This window comes from Desulfoplanes sp., assembly GCF_054921335.1.
Genome location: NZ_JBUDSQ010000026.1, coordinates 13,354 through 32,325, shown reverse-complemented (window position 1 = coordinate 32,325; position 18,972 = coordinate 13,354). Strand labels below are relative to the sequence as shown.

The window sequence follows — 18,972 nt, the reverse complement described above, 5'->3', positions numbered from 1 at the left end:
CGTACATAACGTACCCGTAGGGGCGGGCCCCCGTGCCTGCCCCTACGGGAGATTGGAATGGTGGAGCGCAAAGCGGAATCAACGATACTATATACATTGTTTGCTGGTACCAGGGAGTCATGCATATGAATACGCAGTATCAACGCGAGGGAAGATCACGTTCACGATACGGGTTCACCCTCATCGAGATCATGGTGGTCATTGTCATTCTCGGTATTCTGGCCGGGCTTATCGTTCCCAGGCTCATGGATGAGCCGGACAAGGCCCGAATGGTCAAGGCCAAGATGCAGATCGAGAGCCTGCTCACCGCGGTCAAAAAGTACAAGCTCGATGCCGGGGATTATCCGTCCACCGAACAGGGGCTGGCTGCCCTGGTGGAAAAACCCACCGTGGGTAAGGTTCCCAACAATTATCCGGACAAGGGCTACATCACCAAGGTTCCCAAGGACCCGTGGGGCAACGAGTATGTGTATATATCACCCGGTGAGTACGAGGATGTGGAGATCATATCCTATGGCGCCGATGGTGAGGAAGGTGGAGAAGATGTCAACGCGGATATCAGGAGTTGGGATCTCGAATAGGGGTTTCACCCTCATCGAACTGACCATGGTCCTGTTCATTATCGGGCTGACCCTGGGACTGGTTTTGCCCGGCATGGACAAGATCTTTGCCGGCGATTCCCTGCGCACCACCGTGAACCGGGTGCTGAGCGGGGTCGACCAGGCCAGAAGTCAGGCCATGCTCGACCGGGAACCCTGGTTGCTGGTCATCGATACGTCTCAGACCATGGAGCCCGACGAAGAAACCGCCCTGGATAGGGAAGAAAGAACCATCGTCCTTCGGCCCGACGAGGGAACCCGTTTTCGGGACGTAGTCCTGTTTCGGACCGGTGGAGTCATCGAAGGAGAAATGGCAGCCCTGGCCTTCCTGCCCAACGGCCTGGCCGAACCCGCCCTGATCCACTGCCTGGCCGAGGATGGGCGCATTCAGACCATTTATCTGAAGTCTTTCAACCCACGTCCCGTGGTCGTTTCAGGCGACAAAGGGCTTGAAGACGGTTTTAATGGGTAAGGGGCAGGGTTAAGGTCCAAGGTTTAAGATTTAAGGTACAAGGGGTAAGCAACCCCCACTCCCCACTTCACGCGATCAAGGATCGTCCACTGCGTCCACTATGTCCACTCCCCACTCCCCCGGCTCCCCGCAAACGGCCCTTACCCTCATGGAAGTTCTGGTCGCCCTGATCATTCTTTCGGTGGGGCTTTTGGCGGTTCTCAAGGGGAGCGGTGAAAATCAGGATGCCCTTATCGCCTCCCGGGAGATGACCGATGTCGGCATGCTCGGGCAGAATCTCATGGAGGAAGTCGGGGCCGTGGGCCTGGATGAGTGGAGCGAGTGGCAGGGGACGTTCGATCCTCCGCACGACCGGTATGCCTGGGAATTCGAGATTCTGGCCACGGATGTGGAAACCATGGAAAAGGGGATATTGACCATCCGGCTTGCTTCTGACCAGACGCGGGTGCTGGTGCTCGAAGAACTTTTCTTCCAAAAGGGGCGTTGAGATGGGGCGCGCGCAAGGGGGCGAGCAGCCAGGGTTCACTTTGCTTGAAATCCTGGTCGCCCTGACCATCACGGCCACGGTCATGAGCGTGCTTTTCGGCGTCTATGCATCCTGTTTGGATGTGGCCCAGGAGATAGAGTCTTCATCCCGCACGGACCAGATGATGCGCATGGTGGTGTCCCGGATCTCCAACGATATCAGATCCTATGCCCCGATGACCGTTGCGGATCTACGGGCCTACCGCGACGAGGAAAACGCTACTCTGGAGAATAACGCCACGGCAGCGATCACCGGAACCGAGGACAATGGGACTGCAGACGATCTGCCCCTGTTCACCGGAATCGAGATGGCCATGCCGCCCGACGATGAGGACGGGACCGTGGTCATGTCCTTCCCCACACGGTCCTCGCTGGGATTCGAGGCTGATGAGGGATTGCAGAGGATCAATCTGGTTGCCTATGTGCTCGTGCCTGAAGATGAGGCCGGGGAATCGGGCAACTTTATCCTGCTCCGCCGGGAGCTTCCCTTTGCCGGATTGTATCCGGAAATGGAGGTGCAGGAGATCGAACTGGCCGACGGACTCGTCTGGGGTGAAGAGGGGGGGCCGCACTACCTGGCCGAGGATGGGGAAGTGGTCGATGCGTGGGATGGAGCCGCCCGCAAACAGGAGAAACAGCTTGTGGTTCCCAGACTGGTCAGCTGGACCCTGACCGTGGATCAGGACGGGTTTCCGACTGCTTACGAGATCACGGTTCGTCCCCTGGTCTCCGAGGCGGGTGGGTCATGAAAAAGTCATCATCCGGCACCCAACAGGGTACAGTGCTTTTGTTGACCCTGATCATTCTTTCCGTGCTTGCCGTTGTCGTGATCCATGGGATGCGAACCATGCAGGTGGCCACGGCCGGGGCGACCATGTTTCGTAACGGGATTCAGGCCGAACGGTTGGCCATCTCCGGCATTCGCCTGGCCCAGGCCATGCTGTATCAGGACCTGCTCGCCGACAAGGAAGAAGAGCAGATTGTGGATACCCTGCTCGAGGACTGGGCCGTGTTTCCCCGTACCCGGGATTTCGTGATTCCCGAGATCCTGAGCGGAGAAATTGGCCTTGAGATCATCGATGAGCAGGGCAAGTATCCCGTCAATCGTCTTGTTGAGGCTGGAACCGGCGGAGAGGATGTTGCCAAAACCCTTGGGGGGATCGTTTCGACCATGCTTCGAGAGGCAGGTATCGGCGAGGAAGAATCCCTGGAGGCTGCCAGATATGTGGTCTGGGGGCTTAAAGACTGGATGGACAGGGATACGCAGACCGCCATCCCCGTGGAATTCCAGGACGGGCAGCTTGTGGATGTGGAGGAATTGGAAGACTGCCGCAATGCTCCCCTGACTGATGTGAACGAGATTCGTCTGGTGCTCGAGCGACTCGGGATTTCAGCAGATCTGGTCGATTTTTTGTATGAAGGCAACGGGGCCGAGATTCCCGGGCTCAAGGATTTGCTTTCAGTTGCATATACCGGAGGGGTGAACATAAATACCGCGCATCCCCTGGTGCTCCAGGCCATTGCCCGGGATGTGGAGAAAGACGTTGCCCTGCCTCTGGCCCAAGCCATGGACGAGTATCGACGGGATGCCTGGAACAAGGACCAGCTGGCCCGATCGGACTGGTACAGGGAGCTGGCCGTGGAAGGTTCCTCTTTTGTCACCTTTTCGGGTGCAGTGACCACAAGTTCCTGGTTTACTGTGCGGGCAACGGGCACGGTCGGTGCCATAAGCAAGACGGGGATGGCGACTCTTCAACGGGAAGAGAACCCGGATACCGCGAAATCCATTCCCGAGAATGTCCGGGTGGATCGGGTGAAGTTTTGAAGGGTATGAGCAAGTGCGCAGTAGGCAGTAGGCAGTAGGCAGTGCGAAGTAGGCAGTGCGCAGTGCGAACGTCGGAATCTGGCGTCATCCCGGACTTGATCCGGGATCTTTCTGATTGGGGCGTTGCGTTGACGGTTTGGACACGTCCCCGGCCATCAAGATCCCGTCCTGCGTCGGGCTGACGGCAACGAGTGCAAGCGCAGCATGAAGGGTGTTTTTCCCTGAAATCGACACCATAAGGGCGTGAAGGATATGGCAGAAACAATTCTCGGTATTGACGTGGGCTCTTCCCTGATCAAACTGGTCCGGATCGAACGGTCCATGCAGGGGGCTGTGGTCAAGGGAACCGCGATTATTCCCAGAGATTCCATGGCAGAACCAGAACCGACCGGCAATGCAGCGTCCGGAGAAAACGGTTTGGAGCAGCGCAGCACCCATGAGCTGCCGGCCCGGACTATCGCACAGGCCGTGGCTGAAAATGGGCTTGAAAGCGACAGGATTGTCCTGGGTGTCTCGTCGCGGCAGGTCTTTGTCCGCCATCTCACCTTTCCGTTCACCAGCTCCTCCAAAATTTCCCAGGTTCTTGATTTCGAGCTTGAAGGTATGCTCCCCCTGCCCGTAGGGGATCTGGTCTCCGTGTTCACCAAACAGGGCAAAACCGGGACAGGGGACCAGAAGGTTCTGACCGGTTCCATGAGCCGGGAGGAACTTGCCTCCATGGTTCAGGCCTTCCGAGGAGTGGGGCTGAATATCGAGGTGATCGATCTTTCCCGACACGGCCTGCTCGCCCTTCTCGAGGAAGAGTCCGGCCCGGTGCCCGATCCGTTGGTTGTCGTTGATGCCGGGTGGTCCGGGACAGAGGTGTTTCTGGTCAGTCAGGGCACCATCGTGGAACACAGATTCATGGCCACGGGCATTGGATCTTTTTTGACAGATGGGGACAATGGCCGCGGGGGGGATCCATCCGGCACTATGGAACCGGGATTGACGGAAGATGATAGTGCCAAATGGGCCGAAAAGATCGGGGCGATGGTCAACCAGGTCCTGATGAGATGGGCGGGCACGGCCCCGCAAGCCCGTGGTGCCAAGCCCGAGCAGATCGTTCTGTGTGGAGGGGGAAGTCTGGTCCAGCCCCTTGGGCCGGCACTGGAACTCGCTCTGCATATTCCCCTACAGACCTTGGTGGATCTCAAAAAGGAATTTTTCAGGGGGGTCCAGAACGCTGGTCCGCAATGCTCGCTCATGCACAATGCGGCCGGCCTTGCCCTGCGCGCCAGATCCCAGGATATGGGATTCAATTTCCGCACCGGTGCATTCGCTCCGCAGACCACTTTTAGGGACCGCCGTAAGCGTATCGTGCATCTGGCTGTGTGCGTTTTTTTGTTGCTCGGGGTCTATCTGTTCACGCTCGTGAGTGATCTGCGGCACAGGAACGAACAACTGGACATGTTTAACAGACAGATAGGCACTCAGGTCGCGGAGATTTTGCCCGATGTCCGCAAGGGCATGCGGCCCTCCCAGTATGTGAGTATTCTCAAGGACAGGCTGGCTGTTTTTCAGGCGGGCGACATCGATGATGAAGGTCCCCGTGGCTCGGCCACCGAGATTCTGCAGGCCGTCAGTACCCTGGTGAACACCTCCTTCGACGTCACCCTGGATATGCTCACCCTCGATGGGAAAAAGGTCCGTATGTCCGGATCGGCCGACGGCTTTGCCACCGTAGAACGCATGAAACAACGTTTGCAATCTTCGCCGCTTTTTACGCAAGCGGTCATCAAGGGTGCCAAAAGTGTGGCCAAGGATGGGACGGTGCAATTCACCCTTGAGCTGGACAGGGGGTAGGAGTGCGCAGTGTACAGTACGCAGTGCGCAGGAAAGGAATGTATGATATAGGGAGACGGGAGACGGGAGACTTGAGACGGGAGATTGGAGACGGGAAACGGGTTCATTTTCCCTTATGACTCGCGATGCGGTTTTTTGACTGCACGCTGTGTTCTGCGCACCCACATTTTTTTATGACTACGAGACAATCATGCTCGAAAATCTGAATCCGAAAACCAGAAAAATATTGCTGGCCGTGGCTCTCATCGTTGTGGGGGGAATGGCCGTGTATCAGTGGGGGATCGTGCCCCTGCAGGCCAAGAGGGCCCGGGCCGGGGTCAAGATCGAGCGGTCCAGGGAGTATCTTCAGGAACTCATGGTTCTTGGGGATCAGTATGAGCGCCAGAACAAGACCTTGGAGCGCATGGGCAAGGCCGCACTCAAGCGTCCCGAAAAATTCACCCTGTTTTCGTTTGTGGAATCCCTGGCCGCCAAGGACGGGCTGCGCAAGCACATCGTGTTCATGCGACCGGCCCAGAAGACCCTTTCCGAGGAACGCACCGAAGAATTGGTGGAGATGCGGCTCACGGGCGTGGATCTGGAGATCCTGGTGCCCTATCTTTTCCACATTGAAACGGCACCCGAGCAGGTCCGGGTGAAACGGTTGACCATCCGGTCCAAGCAGCGCAACCGGAATCTGCTGGACGTGGATCTGGTGCTGTCGGCCTTGTCGTGAATCCACAAGGATATTCAAAGATGATATACCCGGTTTGGAAGAAATTTTCGTTCGTTCCCCGTGACGATCGTTCAATTGCGGGCCTTGGAGGCAGGCAATGATCGTTGGCTGGATGAAACGGATATTCGGCTACATCTCGTTCGCCGTGCTTATTGCCCTTATCTGTCTATGGCTCGGTTTTCCGTACACCGCCTATGTCAATGCCCGGTTGGCAAAGATGGAGTCACCCCCGGTCCGGGTACGGGTGGGGCAGGCCGAACCGCTGTTGCCTCTGGGGCTCGAGGTGCAGGATGTCGATCTTATATGTTTGAGGGTTCCCGGTCTTCCGACCGTGGGGATCGAGGAACTCGGATGCCGGATCTCGCCTTTGTCGTTTGTGCGCAAGGCCTGGGATGCATCCTGGCAAGGACGGGTTTTTGGCGGGACGCTGGATGGAGAGGGGCGTCTTTCCCCCATGAACCGGCCCGATACATTCGATGGTCGTCTGTCCTTCGACGGTGTCGGGCTGCAGGGAGTGCTGGGCTGTATGGGAATTTTGGAAGGTGCTTCCGGGGAAACGTCCGGTGGGATCGTGTTTCGCGGCTCCTTGGGCCGGATCGCCCGGGGTACGGGCAATGCCACGGTTGGGGTGGACAGGGTCGCGTTTGGCCTGGAGACGCCCCTGTCCGGGAAGATCACGGTCGCCAATGGTGAGGGTGATGTGGTGGTCCGCATGGAAAAGGGACGGGTAGAAATCGTTAGCTGCGCGTTTTCGTGCAAGGGCATGAGGGGAACGGTCTCGGGGAATATTCTCCTCCGCCATCCTCTTGCACGCAGCGGGCTGAAACTGATCGTTTCACTCACTCCCGATGGTGCCGTGGCGGAACAATTTCCTGCGGCTTCTCTGGTTATGCGCCCGGGAACCACCTACAAGGTGAGTTTGAGCGGATCATTGGGGAAGCCCATGGTCAAGTTGCTTGGCTGATCTTTCTCGTTGTGTGGAGGCGAACTGTGCCATTCGGGCTTACCTCAGAAGGATCGCAGGTTTGAAAAAGATGTCCCACGCATCCCCTGAAGGACTGAACCCTTTTGCCGGGGGATGGTTTTTTACACGGGATTCCCTGTTTTACCTGGTAGCTGCTGCGGGCATGCTGGCCTGGTTGCTGCCCGAACAGCGGGTTGCCATGGGATGGTCGGTTCTGCTGGGCAAGGCGGCTTTCGAGGAATGTGTGTTCAGGTACGGCTTCCAGGGATGGTTAAGGGGCTTTGCCTGGGGCAGGCAGGTTGTGATCCCGGGAATAACCTGGGCCAACATTCTGACATCAGCTGTGTTTACGGGCGTCCATTTCGTCCATCATCCGCCCCTGTGGGCCGCAGCCGTGTTCATCCCCTCCCTGATCTTCGGTTGGGCCTGGGAACGATATAGGAATATTCTGGCCCCGGTTGTCATCCACTTTGTGTACAATTGGTGTTTGTTCAATAGCTGACGAAAGGCGGGAAGCAACCTCGATGCCTGGAATTTTCCGGAATGGGTGATACGCCCCGTCGCAAAAATAACCGTTATCCATGCAGGATGCCAAAGAATGTTTTTGCAGCCCCTCCCGAGGGGCTGCAAAAACGGGCGCTTTATGAATCGCCCCTACGAGATTGTGTGTAAGTACATCCTATATCCTCTAGCGTATATCCTTGGTCCTTACCCCTCATACCCCTTATCAACCGCCAGATCCGATCCTGACGCCGCTTCTTTGGCCAGGGCATCGCACCGCTCGTTTTCAGGATGGCCGCTGTGTCCCTTGACCCAATGGAAGTGGACCTCGTGTTTGTCCAGTAGTGGAATGAGGCGGGTCCATAGATCCTGGTTCTTGACCGGTTTCTTGGCGGATGTTTTCCAGCCGTTTTTCACCCATCCCCTGATCCAGTGTTTGTTCACCGCATCACAGAGGTATTTGGAATCTGTGTACAGGTCCACGTTCGCCTTTTGGGTCAGTGTTTCGAGAGCCTTGATGGCTGCGAGGAGTTCCATCCGGTTATTGGTTGTCCGGGAAAATCCGCCGGAAAGTTCCTTGTTTTTTTTCGCGTGCTTGAGAACAGTACCCCACCCCCCGGGGCCGGGGTTTCCAAGGGCTGAGCCATCCGTATACGCATTTACGTGGGGGAGTTCATTTGCTTTATCCATTCTTGTCCAACCGTTCGAGTCTCTCTCCGAGAAGGGTCAGAGCCGAACCCAGTCCCTGGGGCCAGTTGCCCTTCTTCCAATAGGAGGTGAAATGTTCCTGGGCCAGAAAGTCCTCGAACCGATTTCCCAGGGCCGATCGCACGAGCGGGGGAAATATGACCGTGACCTCCTTTCTTTCAGGACAGATGCCGATGAACAGGGTCCTGGGATTGAGCGTCGGCACGATCACGGATTCTTTGGTGATTTTGAGCTTAAGATCCACTCCGTAGCGGGACTTGAGCATTCTTCCAAAGGACTGGATGGCCTGTTTCTGGTCTGTGGTCAGTGTCTTGGTCTGGTCCCAGATTGATTGTTTGGCCTGGATTTTGTCAAAAGAGTCTTCATAATAATGCCAGTAGAGGACTCCGACAAGGACAAACACCCCGATAAGTCCCATGAAACGCAAAAATCGACGTATCGGCGTATCCTCGGGGCGGTTTGAAATCTTGGGGATAAACACGGGGTATTGGCCTCACTTCTTGGAAAATTCCCTGATCCAATCCTGCAGGGGATGTTCGATGGTTTCCCTGATTTCCTCCAGCCGTTTCTCGGATTCCGCCTCGAAACGCAGAACCAGGACCGGTTGCGTATTGGACGCCCGGAGTAGGGCCCATCCATCCTTAAATGTCAGCCGCACACCGTCCACGTCATTCATCTCGAATCCGTTACTGAAGTATTCCTGTGCCTTGCGGACAATATTGAATTTGATCCCTTCTGGGCACTCCATACGGATTTCCGGGGTGTTGTGGGTGACGGGCCAGGATGAGAGAAACCCGCTCAATGGGGCCTGTTTTTTTCCCGCCAGGATTTCGACCAGCCGCTGGGCCGCATAGAGTGCATCGTCAAATCCGTAGAACCGGTCGGCAAAAAACATGTGTCCACTCATTTCGCCGGCCAGAAGTGCCTGCGTCTCCTGCATCTTGGCCTTGATCAGGGAGTGCCCGGTCTTCCACATCAAAGGGCTCCCCCCATGGGCGGCTATGTCCTCGTAGAGTAAGTGGGAACATTTGACCTCACCGATTACCGTGGCCCCGGGATGGTCTTCCAAGACCTCCCGGGCATAGATGGCCAGGAGTTTGTCCCCGTAGAGGATGTCCCCCTTTTCATCGACCACCCCGATGCGGTCGCCGTCTCCGTCCAACCCGACCCCGAGTTCGGCCCCATGCTCGAGGACCGCTGCTTTGAGATCCCGAACATTGTCCGGAACGGTCGGGTCGGGGTGGTGGTTGGGAAAGGTGCCGTCCGGTTCGCAGTACAGAGGAATGACCGTAGCCCCGATCTGTTCCAGAAGCTGGACGCAGACCAGTCCGGCGCTCCCGTTACCCCCGTCGACAACGACCTTGACGGGCCGCTCGAGTTTTGTCTGTGAGGAAAGTTCTTCAAGATAGGCCGGGACGATGTCCACTTCCGTGGCCATTCCCTCGCCCTGGACAAAGTCACCAGAGGCCATGATGGAATAAATGGTCTGGATGTCGTCGGTATGCACAGTGCTTTCCCCCTCCCAGACCTTGAATCCGTTGAATTCCTTTGGGTTATGGCTGGCGGTGATCATCACTCCGGCATGGAGCCCCATTTTTTTGACCGCATAATAGAAAAGGGGGGTGGCCACCATATTGATAAAGGTCACATGGATCCCGGATTCCATGAGTCCCTGGACCATGCCGGATTGGTACCCTGGTGAGGAATGTCGGCAGTCGTGGGCGACAACCGCTCTTTTGTGCCCCTTGTTCCTGAAGAAGGTCCCACAGGCGCGGCCCAGGGTTTGCACCCATTCCTCATCGAAATCGGTGTCTACGATGCCCCGAATATCGTAGGCTCTGAAAATTGATTGATTGATCGGTTTCATTAGGGTATCCTGTATGTTATTTTGGAAAGGTTGGTCCGATGGAGCAGAACCCCGCAGGAGGGGGGGGCTGCGGTAGGGATCGGTTGTACGAATGCACGATCCGTACCCCACTGCTTTCCCGTGTCCACATTTGTGTGGGCGATTGTCGTTGACCCATGGTTGCCGTGAGCAATTCTGGGAAGGAGTAGACGTCCCAGAGGTAAAAGTCAAAAAAACAAATGGGCTGAAGGGGTTGTCAGCTCTCCATTTGATGCATATTTTGTGAACGTTGCCTGACAGGAAGGAAATGGGTCCTGCTACCCATTGGGCGGGAACGTGGAGGGGGCATGTGCGTTGCCCCTGTTCCAGAGTCCGGTGGCCACGGAGGGGTCTTTTCCGGGACACACACCTTTTTATTCGGAGAAATCTATGAGTTGGGATTGGGAAAAATTGCAAGAGCAGAAGCAGAGGCACCAGCCCGGGAAAGCACCGGATCTGGGAAATCTGGATGATAAGATCAAGCAGATCCGGCAGATGAAGTTGCCGGGTGGAAAGTTGGTCATCCTCGTCATCGTTGTCCTTTGGATGGCAAGCGGGGTCTATATTGTCGAACCGGACGAGGTCGGGGTTGTCCAACGGTTTGGTGCCTACAACAGGACCACTCAGGCCGGCCCCCATTTTCATCTGCCCATACCTTTTGAAACCGTGCAGACGCCCAAGGTCTCGCAGGTGCGCCGTATCGAAGTCGGTTTCAGGTCCGGCGCAACGCGGGGGTATAACGTTGGGCAGAATAGGGTCTTCCCCGAAGAAGCCCTTATGCTTACCGGTGACGAGAACATTGTCAGTGTGCAATTCATCGTCCAATACCAGATCAAGAACGCCCAGAATTTTCTGTTCAACATCAGTCAGCCCCAAAAAACGGTCAAGGATGCCGCCGAAGCGGCCATGCGCAAGGTCATCGGACACAATAAAATCGACAACGCCCTGACCACGGGCAAGTTCGCCATCCAGAACGAGACCAAGCGTCTCCTGCAGTCCATACTGAACCACTATACCAGTGGGATCAGTATCGTAGCCGTTCAGCTCCAGGATGTTCATCCGCCCAAGCAGGTTATCGACGCCTTCAAGGATGTGGCCAGCGCCAAGGAGGACAAGAGCCGGTTCATCAACGAGTCCGAGGCCTATCGCAATGACCTGATCCCCAAGACCCGTGGTGAAGTGGCCTCCATCGTGAACAAGGCAGAGGCCTACAAGGAGTCCGTGATAAACAAGGCCGAGGGTGACAGTTCCAGGTTCCTGGCTGTTCTGCGTGAGTACGACAAGGCCAAGGACATCACCAAGAAACGGATGTACCTGGAAACCATGCAGACCATTCTGTCCCAGCCCAACGTCCAGAAGATGATCATTTCCAGCGAGGCCATGGGTCGGGCCGTTCCATATCTCCCACTGGACAGGATAGGGGAACAGTCCCAGGCGGGCAGAATGCTGGGTACGAAGAACGTTACACGTGGGAACAAGGGAGGTAAGTAGACCATGGCTGAAAGAAAACTACCAATGATATTCGTGATTATTGCCGTGGCCTTGCTCCTTGGTTTGTTCCAGTCGGTTTATATCGTCGATCAGACCCAAAGAGCCATTGTCCTCCAACTCGGTAAACCCGTAGGCGACGAGAACGGACCCGGGCTGCATTTCAAGATGCCCTTTGTCCAGAACGTGATTTTTTTCGATCACCGTATCCTGGAATACGATGCCCCGCCTGCGGAGATTCTGACCAAGGACAAGAAGAATCTCGTTGTGGACAACTATTCCAGGTGGCGGATCAGCGATCCCCTGCTCTTCTACCGGACCGTGCACAATATCGAGGGCGGTCGTTCCCGGCTCGATGACATCATCTATGCAGAGCTCAGGGTCTCTCTTGGCCGGTTCACCCTGACGGAAATAGTTTCCAGCGACCGGGCCGAGATTATGACCCAGGTCACTGACAAGGCCAACTCCCTGCTCAAGGACTATGGTATCCTGGTCCTCGACGTACGCATCAAACGGACCGATCTTCCCCCGGAAAACCAGAAGGCCATTTTTGGACGCATGCGGGCCGAGCGTGAGCGCCAGGCCAAGCAGTACCGTTCCGAGGGGCGCGAGCAGGGAGTGAAGATCAGCACCGGAGCGGACAAGGAACGGACCATCATGCTCGCCCAGGCAGAGAAGAAGGCCGAAGTTCTCAAGGGTGAGGGCGATGCCCGGGCCACCGAGATATATGCCGCCTCACTTGGGCAGGATCCGGAATTCTATAAGTTCGTCAAGAGTCTGGAGGCGTACAAGAGGGGGTTGTCCAAGAATACCCGGCTGATCATGACTCCGGAAAACGAATTCCTGGAGTTTCTGCAGGGATATGAGAAATAGCGACAGACCAGGGATATAGAACGGATGCTTTGAGCAATCGGTCCTATCATGCCTGGAAAAAAGAAAAATCCCCCCTGGACACATTGTCCAGGGGGGATTTTTTGTCGTCATTGCAGGCTTTGGGCCGCTTTTTCAACGTCTCCGCGCATGGCCTCGCGCTCCTGTTCGATTTTTTGGGCCACCTCCGGGTCGCTCAGGCCAATGATCTGGGCGGCCAGCCAGGCCGCGTTTTTCGCTCCGACCTTGTCCAGGGCCAGGGTACCCACGGGGAATCCCGGGGGCATTTGGACGGTCGCCAGCAGGGCGTCCCAGCCCCCGAGGGGAGAACCGGTGATGGGTATTCCCAGAACGGGTTTGCTCGTCTTGGCGGCCACGGCCCCGGCCAGGTGGGCGGCCAGTCCTGCGGCACAGATAAACACCTGACACCCTTGGTTCTCCAGTTCTTTGACCAGGCGTGCTGTCCGGTCCGGAGTCCTGTGGGCCGAAGTCACGGTCAGGAGGTGGTCGATACCGAGTTTTTCCAGAATGTCCGCGCAGGGACGGACCTTGTCCTCATCCGAGATGCTTCCCATGAAAATGGCTACTTTGGGCATGGTTTCTCCTTGGATGGTGATCCATCCGGTATGGATCTTTTGCAAGGGATTTTTTTATTCCCGGGACAATCCCTTGTCGCCGATATCCCCGCGATAGCATTTGCCGTCAAAGTTGATTTTGTCCACGGCCCGGTAGGCCCTGGCCTGGGCTTCTTCGAGATCCCGGCCCAGGGCTGTCACGCCGAGAACCCGTCCGCCGTTGCACAGGGTCCTGCCGTTTTCGAGTCGGGTTCCGGCCTGGAAAACCTTGACCCCTGGGATGGTTTCGGCATCCTCAATCCCGGTGATCTCCATCCCTTTGCCATAACTGCCCGGGTAGCCGTCGGCCGCAAGGACAACGCACAGGCTGTGTTCCGGTTTGACGGAGATGCGCATCTTGTCCAGTCGGCCCTCGATACAGGCGAGCATGATCTCGACGATGTCCGTGTCCAAACGGGCCAAAAGGGGCTGGCATTCGGGATCCCCGAACCGGACGTTGTATTCCAGAACATAGGGCCCCTTGTCCGTGTACATGAGTCCCGCGTAAAGGACCCCCTTGAAAGAGTGGTCCATGGCGTCGAGGTGCTGAATGATCGGCTTGAGGACCAGATCACTGGTTGCCTGATAGTCCTTGCGGGGCAGAATGGGAGCCGGGCTGTACGCGCCCATGCCTCCGGTGTTTGGACCGGTGTCCCCCTCGCCGATCCGTTTGTGGTCCTGTGACGAGGGCAGGGGAACGACCGTGCGGCCGTCACAAAAGGCCAGAAAGGAAGCCTCCTCGCCCTGCAATGCCTCTTCGATGACCACACGACTCCCGGCACTACCGAATATCTTGGCCCCCATCATCTCTTCAAGGGTGTCCAGTCCTTCCTGCACATTGTCGACAATGACAACGCCCTTACCGGCAGCGAGCCCGTCCGCCTTGATGACCACGGGCATGGTCTGCCTTGCCAAATATTCTCTGGCCATGGAGGGGTCGTCAAATACCGCGAAATCGGCCGTGGGCACCTCGGCTTCCTCCATCACGGACTTGGCAAATCCTTTGGATCCTTCGAGTTGCGCTCCATAGGCACCGGGACCGAAGCAGGGGATGTTTTTCTCCTCGAGCGCGTTTTTGAGTCCCAGGACCAGGGGAAGTTCCGGACCGGCAACCACCAGATCGATGGATTTTTCCTGGGCAAAGCTGACCAAAGCGGGGATGTCGTCCGCTCCAATGGCCACGTTTTCCCCTTCCAAGGCGGTCCCGCCGTTTCCGGGGGCTATATATAATTTTGTCAACAGCTGGCTTTGATTGATTTTCCACGCCAAGGCATGTTCTCTGCCACCTGATCCTACAAGTAGAATATTCATGGGGATTCTCCTGGGGTACGGACAGGTCCGGATGGGTTCGCTCCACCGCCCCACAGAACGGGGTTCCGGTACCGGGAGGAGTCGGAACGGACACTCCTACGTTCGCCTGTCTGCTGCTTCAAGGTTTTCTTTTGAATAGTTTTTCGAGTTGGGAAACGGTCCACTGGACAAGGATCGGTCTGCCGTGGGGACAGTAACGGTTGTTGGAACATTGCGACCATGTTTCAATGAGATGCATGGCCTCGTCATAGGTGAGCACATGCCCGGCCTTGATGGCACTCTTACACGCAAGGGTCGTCCACAGGGCGTCCATATCTTTGGATTGCTCCCCAAGAACCGTTCTCAGATAGGCCGTGGCCCCACTTGTCTCCAGATTCACGGGGATGGACCTGATGAGCAGGGTCCGGGGGGCGGAACGTTCCAGAGTGAAGCCGAGTCTGCCGAGGTCCCCCCATAATCTGTCAAGTACCTCTATTTCAGCCGAATGCAGGGACATCTCCAGAGGAATGGCCAGCCGCTGGTGTTCACCTCGGTTGCCGGCCGATGAGAACGCCTGGTACAAGATCCGTTCATGGGCCGCGTGTTGGTCCATGAGGATCAGGGTATCGTCATTGGCGTTTAGGATGAGATAGGTCCGGTTGAATTGTCCCAAATAGGTCCATCCGTGCGCCGGGGGAGCCGGGGGGGGGACGCATGGCCGAGTTTGGTGGTCGTTGGACGGAGATGGAGTGCCGTTGTGGACCGGCGCCGGATCCGCTTCGATCCGGGGAGAGGGGTCCCTCTCTGGCTGGGCCTGGGTATTTTCCCGGGATCCGAAGAGTCGCTGGGCTTCATGGATGGATGAAAATTTGGGCAGTTCGCTGTCCTTTGGCCCCGGCCTGGAACCGGCGGGCTGCATGTCCTCCTGATTGGGCAGACCGAGGTGGGTCTCTTGGGGACTGGCGGCAGAGGGGCTGTTTCCCGGTCCCTGGAGCTCTCGGAACACTTCGAGCCCCTGTTGTACCGCCCCTTGGACAATGGAGAAGACCGTCCGTTCGTCCAGGAACCGTACCTCGGTCTTGGCGGGGTGTACATTGATGTCCACCTCTTTTGCCGGGATGGACAGGAAGAGGACCGCCTGCGGATATTCCTTGGACAGCAATGTCCCTTTGTAGCCCTGCCTCAGGGCCCGTAGCAAGAGCTTGTCCTTAACCGGGCGGTCGTTGACGTAGATGATGATCCGGTCCCCACGCCCTTGGGCCTGCTGGGGGGATCCAATGACCCCCCGAACGGTCATCCCCTTCCGGGAGTAATCGATGCCGGCAAGCCCGTGCATAAGGCTGGGGGGCCAGATACGGTCGAGTCGATCCACCAGGTTTTCCCCGGCGAGGAATGCGTAGATAGTCCGCCCATTGTGTGCCAGAGAGAAGGATACGTCCGGATGGGCCAGTGCAAGCTGGGCCACAACCTCCTGGCACCTTCTGGCCTCGGTGACGGTTTTCTTGAGGAATTTGAGCCGGACCGGAACATTGGCGAAGAGATCCCTGACCTCGATGCGTGTTCCCTGGCCCATGGCGGCCGGCCGGGTTTCTAAAATCCGGCCATGGGTGACCTCGGTCTGGGTCCCCTGGTCCGCTCCTGGAACCACGGAGGTCAGTAGGGTATGGGAGACCGAAGCGATGCTGGCCAGGGCTTCGCCCCTGAATCCGAAGCTGGATATGGACTGCAGGTCGTCCATGCGGGATATCTTGCTCGTCGCGTGGCGGGTAAGGGCCAAGGGGATTTCGTCTTCCGGGATGCCCCGACCATTGTCCTGGACCATGATCCGTTCCTGCCCACCCCCGTCGATCTCAATGGTTATGTTGCTAGCACCGGCGTCTAGACTGTTCTCCACAAGTTCCTTGATGGCGCTGGCCGGTCGCTCCAAAACTTCCCCGGCCGCGATCTGGCTCTGGAGTTCCGGGGGAAGAACGCGGATTGTCGGGTGCATGGTCATCCTCCCATGGATCCCAGATTGTACAGGGTGATCATGAAGGCAATTTTTTCGTCGGTGTCGGTTTTGGACAAGAAACATTCAAAGGTGAAGCATTGGTGTTTGTAGGTCAGGGTCATTTTGCGATCGAGGTCTTTACCGTCCTCGAGATCGGCCTTGTAGTCCACGGCCAGGAACCAATCCTTGGGCAGGGCCACATCGCCGCCAAGGGTCAGGATGCGGGAGCGGTCGCCTGCACCCAGGTAGTTTGTCTTGTATTTGTATTCCTGTTCCCGGTCCACGAAATCCAACCCGCAATACGCGCTGGCCAGGTCGTCGAGAAAGACCCGGGCCGTGTGCTCGTGCTCGGTGATGCGGTTGAGGTAGGGAGAATACCAGGAGGAGGAGGTCAGACTGAGATATTTTTTGGGGTAGATGGTCAGCTCCGCCTCGATGTCGGAAAAGGGGCGGGTGGGATAGACATCCGCGTCCTCGGTCCGCTCGGCTTCACGGAAGTCATAACTCTGTTCTAGTTTGATGCGGAAAAAATCCAGGTAGTCCGCCCGGGCAGTCGTTGAATTGCCCTGGGTTGCCGGATCGTTGATCACTGTCATCCGCTTGCGGGTCAGGAGATTGGTCAACGAATAGGTTAGGTTGCTCTCGGGATAGATGGTGTCATCGCTGTCGAACCGGGGATTTTTCTGCTGGTCCTTCAAGGTATTCGGAATCCAGGCATATTCGATATCCGGAGTAAGGGTATGTTTGATTTTGGTCCAGGCGGAACTGCCCAGGCTGTCCTTGTCCGGAGCCGGCAGGGGCTGGAAGTCGTATATCCTGAATAAGGTGGTCGTCATCTCTACAGAGGCGTCCGGGATGCCCCGCAGGGGGTATTTGTCGCCCGTGTCCACCGAGTCCGGCACGTTTTCAAACCGGTCCACCGCGTACAGGGTTTCCCGCCAGCCGATTTTCGGGATGACTGTCCCGAATCCGGATCGCAGCGGCAGGCTGATTTTGGGATGGACGTCCAGCCTGGATCCCTTGGTGCCGTATTCCCGCCAGAAATACGTGTACTGGGAGGTGGCTTCCCATTCGAACATGGTGGAAGCCAGCTGGTGTTTGTACACGTTGAAATTGATTTCCGGAAGCTGCTGAAGGGTCGGGTTCAGGGCCGGATCCTTATCCGAGTTGTCGTTGAAATAGGCCAGGTTCTGGGTGTATTCGAGACGGAATTCCACCCCCATGCTGGCCCAATTCCGACGGACCGAAAGGATGTTTTCCCGCAGGGAATCGTCATCGTCCTCAATGTCCCGGCCGAATTCTTCCGTGAAATCGGTCCTGCTCTGTTCGAAGCCGCTCAATCCGTCGTTGAACTCGCGGAGATACTGGTAGTCGGAGACGATATCCAGATCGATCTTGGTCGGCCACAGGGTTGAGAAGAGATAGCCGTCGAATTTGCCCCGCAGCCAGTACCGGTCGTCATGAGGGCGCTGCCAATCATTCGAGGTGTACTCTCCGTCTCTATAGTCCTGATGATCCCTGAGCCAGTCAAAGCGAACCAGGGTCTTGGTGTCCAGGTCCGGGGTGGTACGGAATTCAACTCCCTGCATAAGACCACGTTTGCTCATGAAATTTTCGTACAGGGTCAGATCGGTTTCTTCGTCAATGACCTGGTAGTAGGGCAGATTGATGTGCGTGCCGAGCTGCTTGCTTATTTCCAGATCCGGAAGGAGGAAGCCGCTCTGGCGTTTGGTTTTTACGGGAACAACCAGGTAGGGCGAATAGAGAACCGGGCGGCCCTTGACCTGGAGTCTGGGGTTCCAGAGGCGGGCATACCCCTCTATTGTGACTTCGCCTGAACTGGTTTTTAGAGACCATGCGGGCCGGGTGCCGTCGCACGAGGTCACGGTTGCCTGGTCGAAGGTGTAGGTGTTGTCCCCGGTCTTGTGGATTTTTTTCCCTTTGACATACACATGGTTGGCCTCGATGAACACCTGACCGTTGGTCAGCCAGCCCACACGATTGTTCAGATCGAATTCGGCCGTGTCGGCTCGCAGAAAATCACCGTCCCATTTGGCCTTTATGCTGCCCTCAAGGTAGAGCCACTGGGTGGATTTGTAGTACTTGGCGTAATCGGCCTGAAGGTAGTTGTCGTCCTGAAACAGGAAAACATTGCCCCTTGCCTCTGTTATTTCGCCCCCACCCAGGGTTTGGACGGAATCGGCCTGGAGGTTCCAGGCAACATCCGTACCGGTATTTGTTGCACCCAAGGTGTTTATGGGAAGGCAACAGAGAAAGAGGAAGACGAGGAGGAGAGATCGTAGCGAGGTATATAATGGTATTGAAGGCATGATACGGTAGGTGGTTATTGGGTATGTTACATGGACTACAGTATAATCGAGAGCTGCACCGACTAGCACATGCGCATCCAAAAGCATAGGAAAAAAACCCGGGCAGCTCACGGAGTCGGCGTGTTCTATTTGTTCGGCCGGTTTCAGGGGATCGCTTTTCCGCTGTAGACCGAAAAACCCTCGGCAGGTGGGGCGTAACGATAGATCAGGTGCTCGTATGGAATTAGGTCGGGTGGCTTGTCAATATGAAAAAATTCTGTCTAAAATGTTGTAATAAAAGGGTAAAAATGGGTATATGCTTGTTAAATTTTTCTCAATTTGTCTTGACGACAAATTGCCTGTGATTTAAGAACC

The 18,972-nt window shown here is 56.6% G+C and carries 18 protein-coding genes; 11 read left to right on the top strand and 7 right to left on the bottom strand.

Annotated features, from left to right (window positions below; translation table 11 throughout):
• The first annotated feature begins 119 nt into the window (after window positions 1-119).
• The 9 genes from gspG (at window position 120) to mrtJ (ending at window position 7,444) form a co-directional block, all read left to right on the top strand.
• The gene (gspG, locus tag ACY692_RS07700) at window positions 120-581 is read left to right on the top strand and encodes a type II secretion system major pseudopilin GspG (protein ID WP_462324772.1); all 462 of its coding nucleotides are present in this window, start codon (window positions 120-122) and stop codon (window positions 579-581) included.
• Window positions 544-1,071, top strand: a complete 528-nt coding sequence (locus ACY692_RS07695) for a prepilin-type N-terminal cleavage/methylation domain-containing protein (RefSeq protein WP_462324771.1) — start codon at window positions 544-546, stop codon at window positions 1,069-1,071. The genes gspG and ACY692_RS07695 overlap by 38 nt, the downstream gene beginning before the upstream one ends.
• A gap of 100 nt (window positions 1,072-1,171) precedes the next feature.
• Window positions 1,172-1,558, top strand: coding sequence for a type IV pilus modification PilV family protein (locus tag ACY692_RS07690; RefSeq protein ID WP_462324770.1), 387 nt, complete (start codon window positions 1,172-1,174; stop codon window positions 1,556-1,558).
• 1 nt (window position 1,559) lies between these two features.
• Complete coding sequence (locus tag ACY692_RS07685; RefSeq protein ID WP_462324769.1) at window positions 1,560-2,345, top strand: PulJ/GspJ family protein; 786 nt, start codon at window positions 1,560-1,562, stop codon at window positions 2,343-2,345.
• Window positions 2,342-3,421: a type II secretion system minor pseudopilin gene (locus tag ACY692_RS07680; protein ID WP_462324768.1), complete on the top strand. Its 1,080-nt coding sequence runs from the start codon at window positions 2,342-2,344 to the stop codon at window positions 3,419-3,421. Before ACY692_RS07685 ends, ACY692_RS07680 begins: the two co-directional genes overlap by 4 nt.
• 252 nt (window positions 3,422-3,673) lie before the next feature.
• The gene (locus tag ACY692_RS07675; protein ID WP_462324767.1) at window positions 3,674-5,263 is read left to right on the top strand and encodes a PilN domain-containing protein; all 1,590 of its coding nucleotides are present in this window, start codon (window positions 3,674-3,676) and stop codon (window positions 5,261-5,263) included.
• 190 nt (window positions 5,264-5,453) lie between these two features.
• A complete protein-coding gene (locus tag ACY692_RS07670; protein WP_462324766.1) occupies window positions 5,454-5,978 on the top strand; it encodes a hypothetical protein in 525 nt (174 codons plus the stop codon).
• Between the two features lie 97 nt (window positions 5,979-6,075).
• Entirely contained in the window at window positions 6,076-6,942 is an 867-nt protein-coding gene (gspN, locus tag ACY692_RS07665) for a type II secretion system protein GspN (RefSeq protein ID WP_462324765.1), read from the top strand.
• Between the two features lie 70 nt (window positions 6,943-7,012).
• Complete coding sequence (mrtJ, locus tag ACY692_RS07660) at window positions 7,013-7,444, top strand: JDVT-CTERM system glutamic-type intramembrane protease MrtJ (protein WP_462324764.1); 432 nt, start codon at window positions 7,013-7,015, stop codon at window positions 7,442-7,444.
• A 206-nt stretch (window positions 7,445-7,650) separates the two neighbouring features.
• Here the strand turns inward: mrtJ and rnhA are convergent, their stop codons facing one another.
• The 3 genes from rnhA to ACY692_RS07645 all read right to left on the bottom strand — a co-directional run bounded on the left by rnhA (window position 7,651) and on the right by ACY692_RS07645 (window position 10,018).
• Window positions 7,651-8,133: a ribonuclease HI gene (gene rnhA, locus ACY692_RS07655; protein WP_462324763.1), complete on the bottom strand. Its 483-nt coding sequence runs from the start codon at window positions 8,131-8,133 to the stop codon at window positions 7,651-7,653.
• Window positions 8,126-8,569 carry a hypothetical protein gene (locus tag ACY692_RS07650; RefSeq protein ID WP_462324762.1) on the bottom strand — a complete coding sequence of 148 codons (444 nt, stop codon included), beginning with the start codon at window positions 8,567-8,569 and terminating at the stop codon, window positions 8,126-8,128. Before ACY692_RS07650 ends, rnhA begins: the two co-directional genes overlap by 8 nt.
• A 75-nt stretch (window positions 8,570-8,644) precedes the next feature.
• Window positions 8,645-10,018: a phosphomannomutase/phosphoglucomutase gene (locus tag ACY692_RS07645; RefSeq protein WP_462324761.1), complete on the bottom strand. Its 1,374-nt coding sequence runs from the start codon at window positions 10,016-10,018 to the stop codon at window positions 8,645-8,647.
• A 408-nt stretch (window positions 10,019-10,426) separates the two neighbouring features.
• Here ACY692_RS07645 and hflK point away from each other — a divergent pair, with 408 nt between their 5' ends.
• Both hflK and hflC read left to right on the top strand, forming a co-directional pair.
• Window positions 10,427-11,527 carry an FtsH protease activity modulator HflK gene (gene hflK, locus ACY692_RS07640; protein ID WP_462324760.1) on the top strand — a complete coding sequence of 367 codons (1,101 nt, stop codon included), beginning with the start codon at window positions 10,427-10,429 and terminating at the stop codon, window positions 11,525-11,527.
• A gap of 24 nt (window positions 11,528-11,551) precedes the next feature.
• Window positions 11,552-12,397, top strand: a complete 846-nt coding sequence (gene hflC, locus ACY692_RS07635) for a protease modulator HflC (RefSeq protein WP_462324759.1) — start codon at window positions 11,552-11,554, stop codon at window positions 12,395-12,397.
• Between the two features lie 107 nt (window positions 12,398-12,504).
• Here the strand turns inward: hflC and purE are convergent, their stop codons facing one another.
• The 4 genes from purE to ACY692_RS07615 all read right to left on the bottom strand — a co-directional run bounded on the left by purE (window position 12,505) and on the right by ACY692_RS07615 (window position 18,537).
• Window positions 12,505-12,990, bottom strand: coding sequence for a 5-(carboxyamino)imidazole ribonucleotide mutase (gene purE / locus ACY692_RS07630; RefSeq protein WP_462324758.1), 486 nt, complete (start codon window positions 12,988-12,990; stop codon window positions 12,505-12,507).
• Window positions 12,991-13,044: 54 nt separating this feature from the next.
• Entirely contained in the window at window positions 13,045-14,319 is a 1,275-nt protein-coding gene (purD, locus tag ACY692_RS07625; RefSeq protein ID WP_462324757.1) for a phosphoribosylamine--glycine ligase, read from the bottom strand.
• 118 nt (window positions 14,320-14,437) lie between these two features.
• Window positions 14,438-16,288 (bottom strand): DNA mismatch repair endonuclease MutL, encoded by a 1,851-nt coding sequence (mutL, locus tag ACY692_RS07620; protein ID WP_462324756.1) that lies wholly within the window; start codon window positions 16,286-16,288, stop codon window positions 14,438-14,440.
• A gap of 2 nt (window positions 16,289-16,290) precedes the next feature.
• Window positions 16,291-18,537 carry an LPS-assembly protein LptD gene (locus ACY692_RS07615; RefSeq protein WP_462324755.1) on the bottom strand — a complete coding sequence of 749 codons (2,247 nt, stop codon included), beginning with the start codon at window positions 18,535-18,537 and terminating at the stop codon, window positions 16,291-16,293.
• Between the last annotated feature and the right edge of the window lie 435 nt (window positions 18,538-18,972).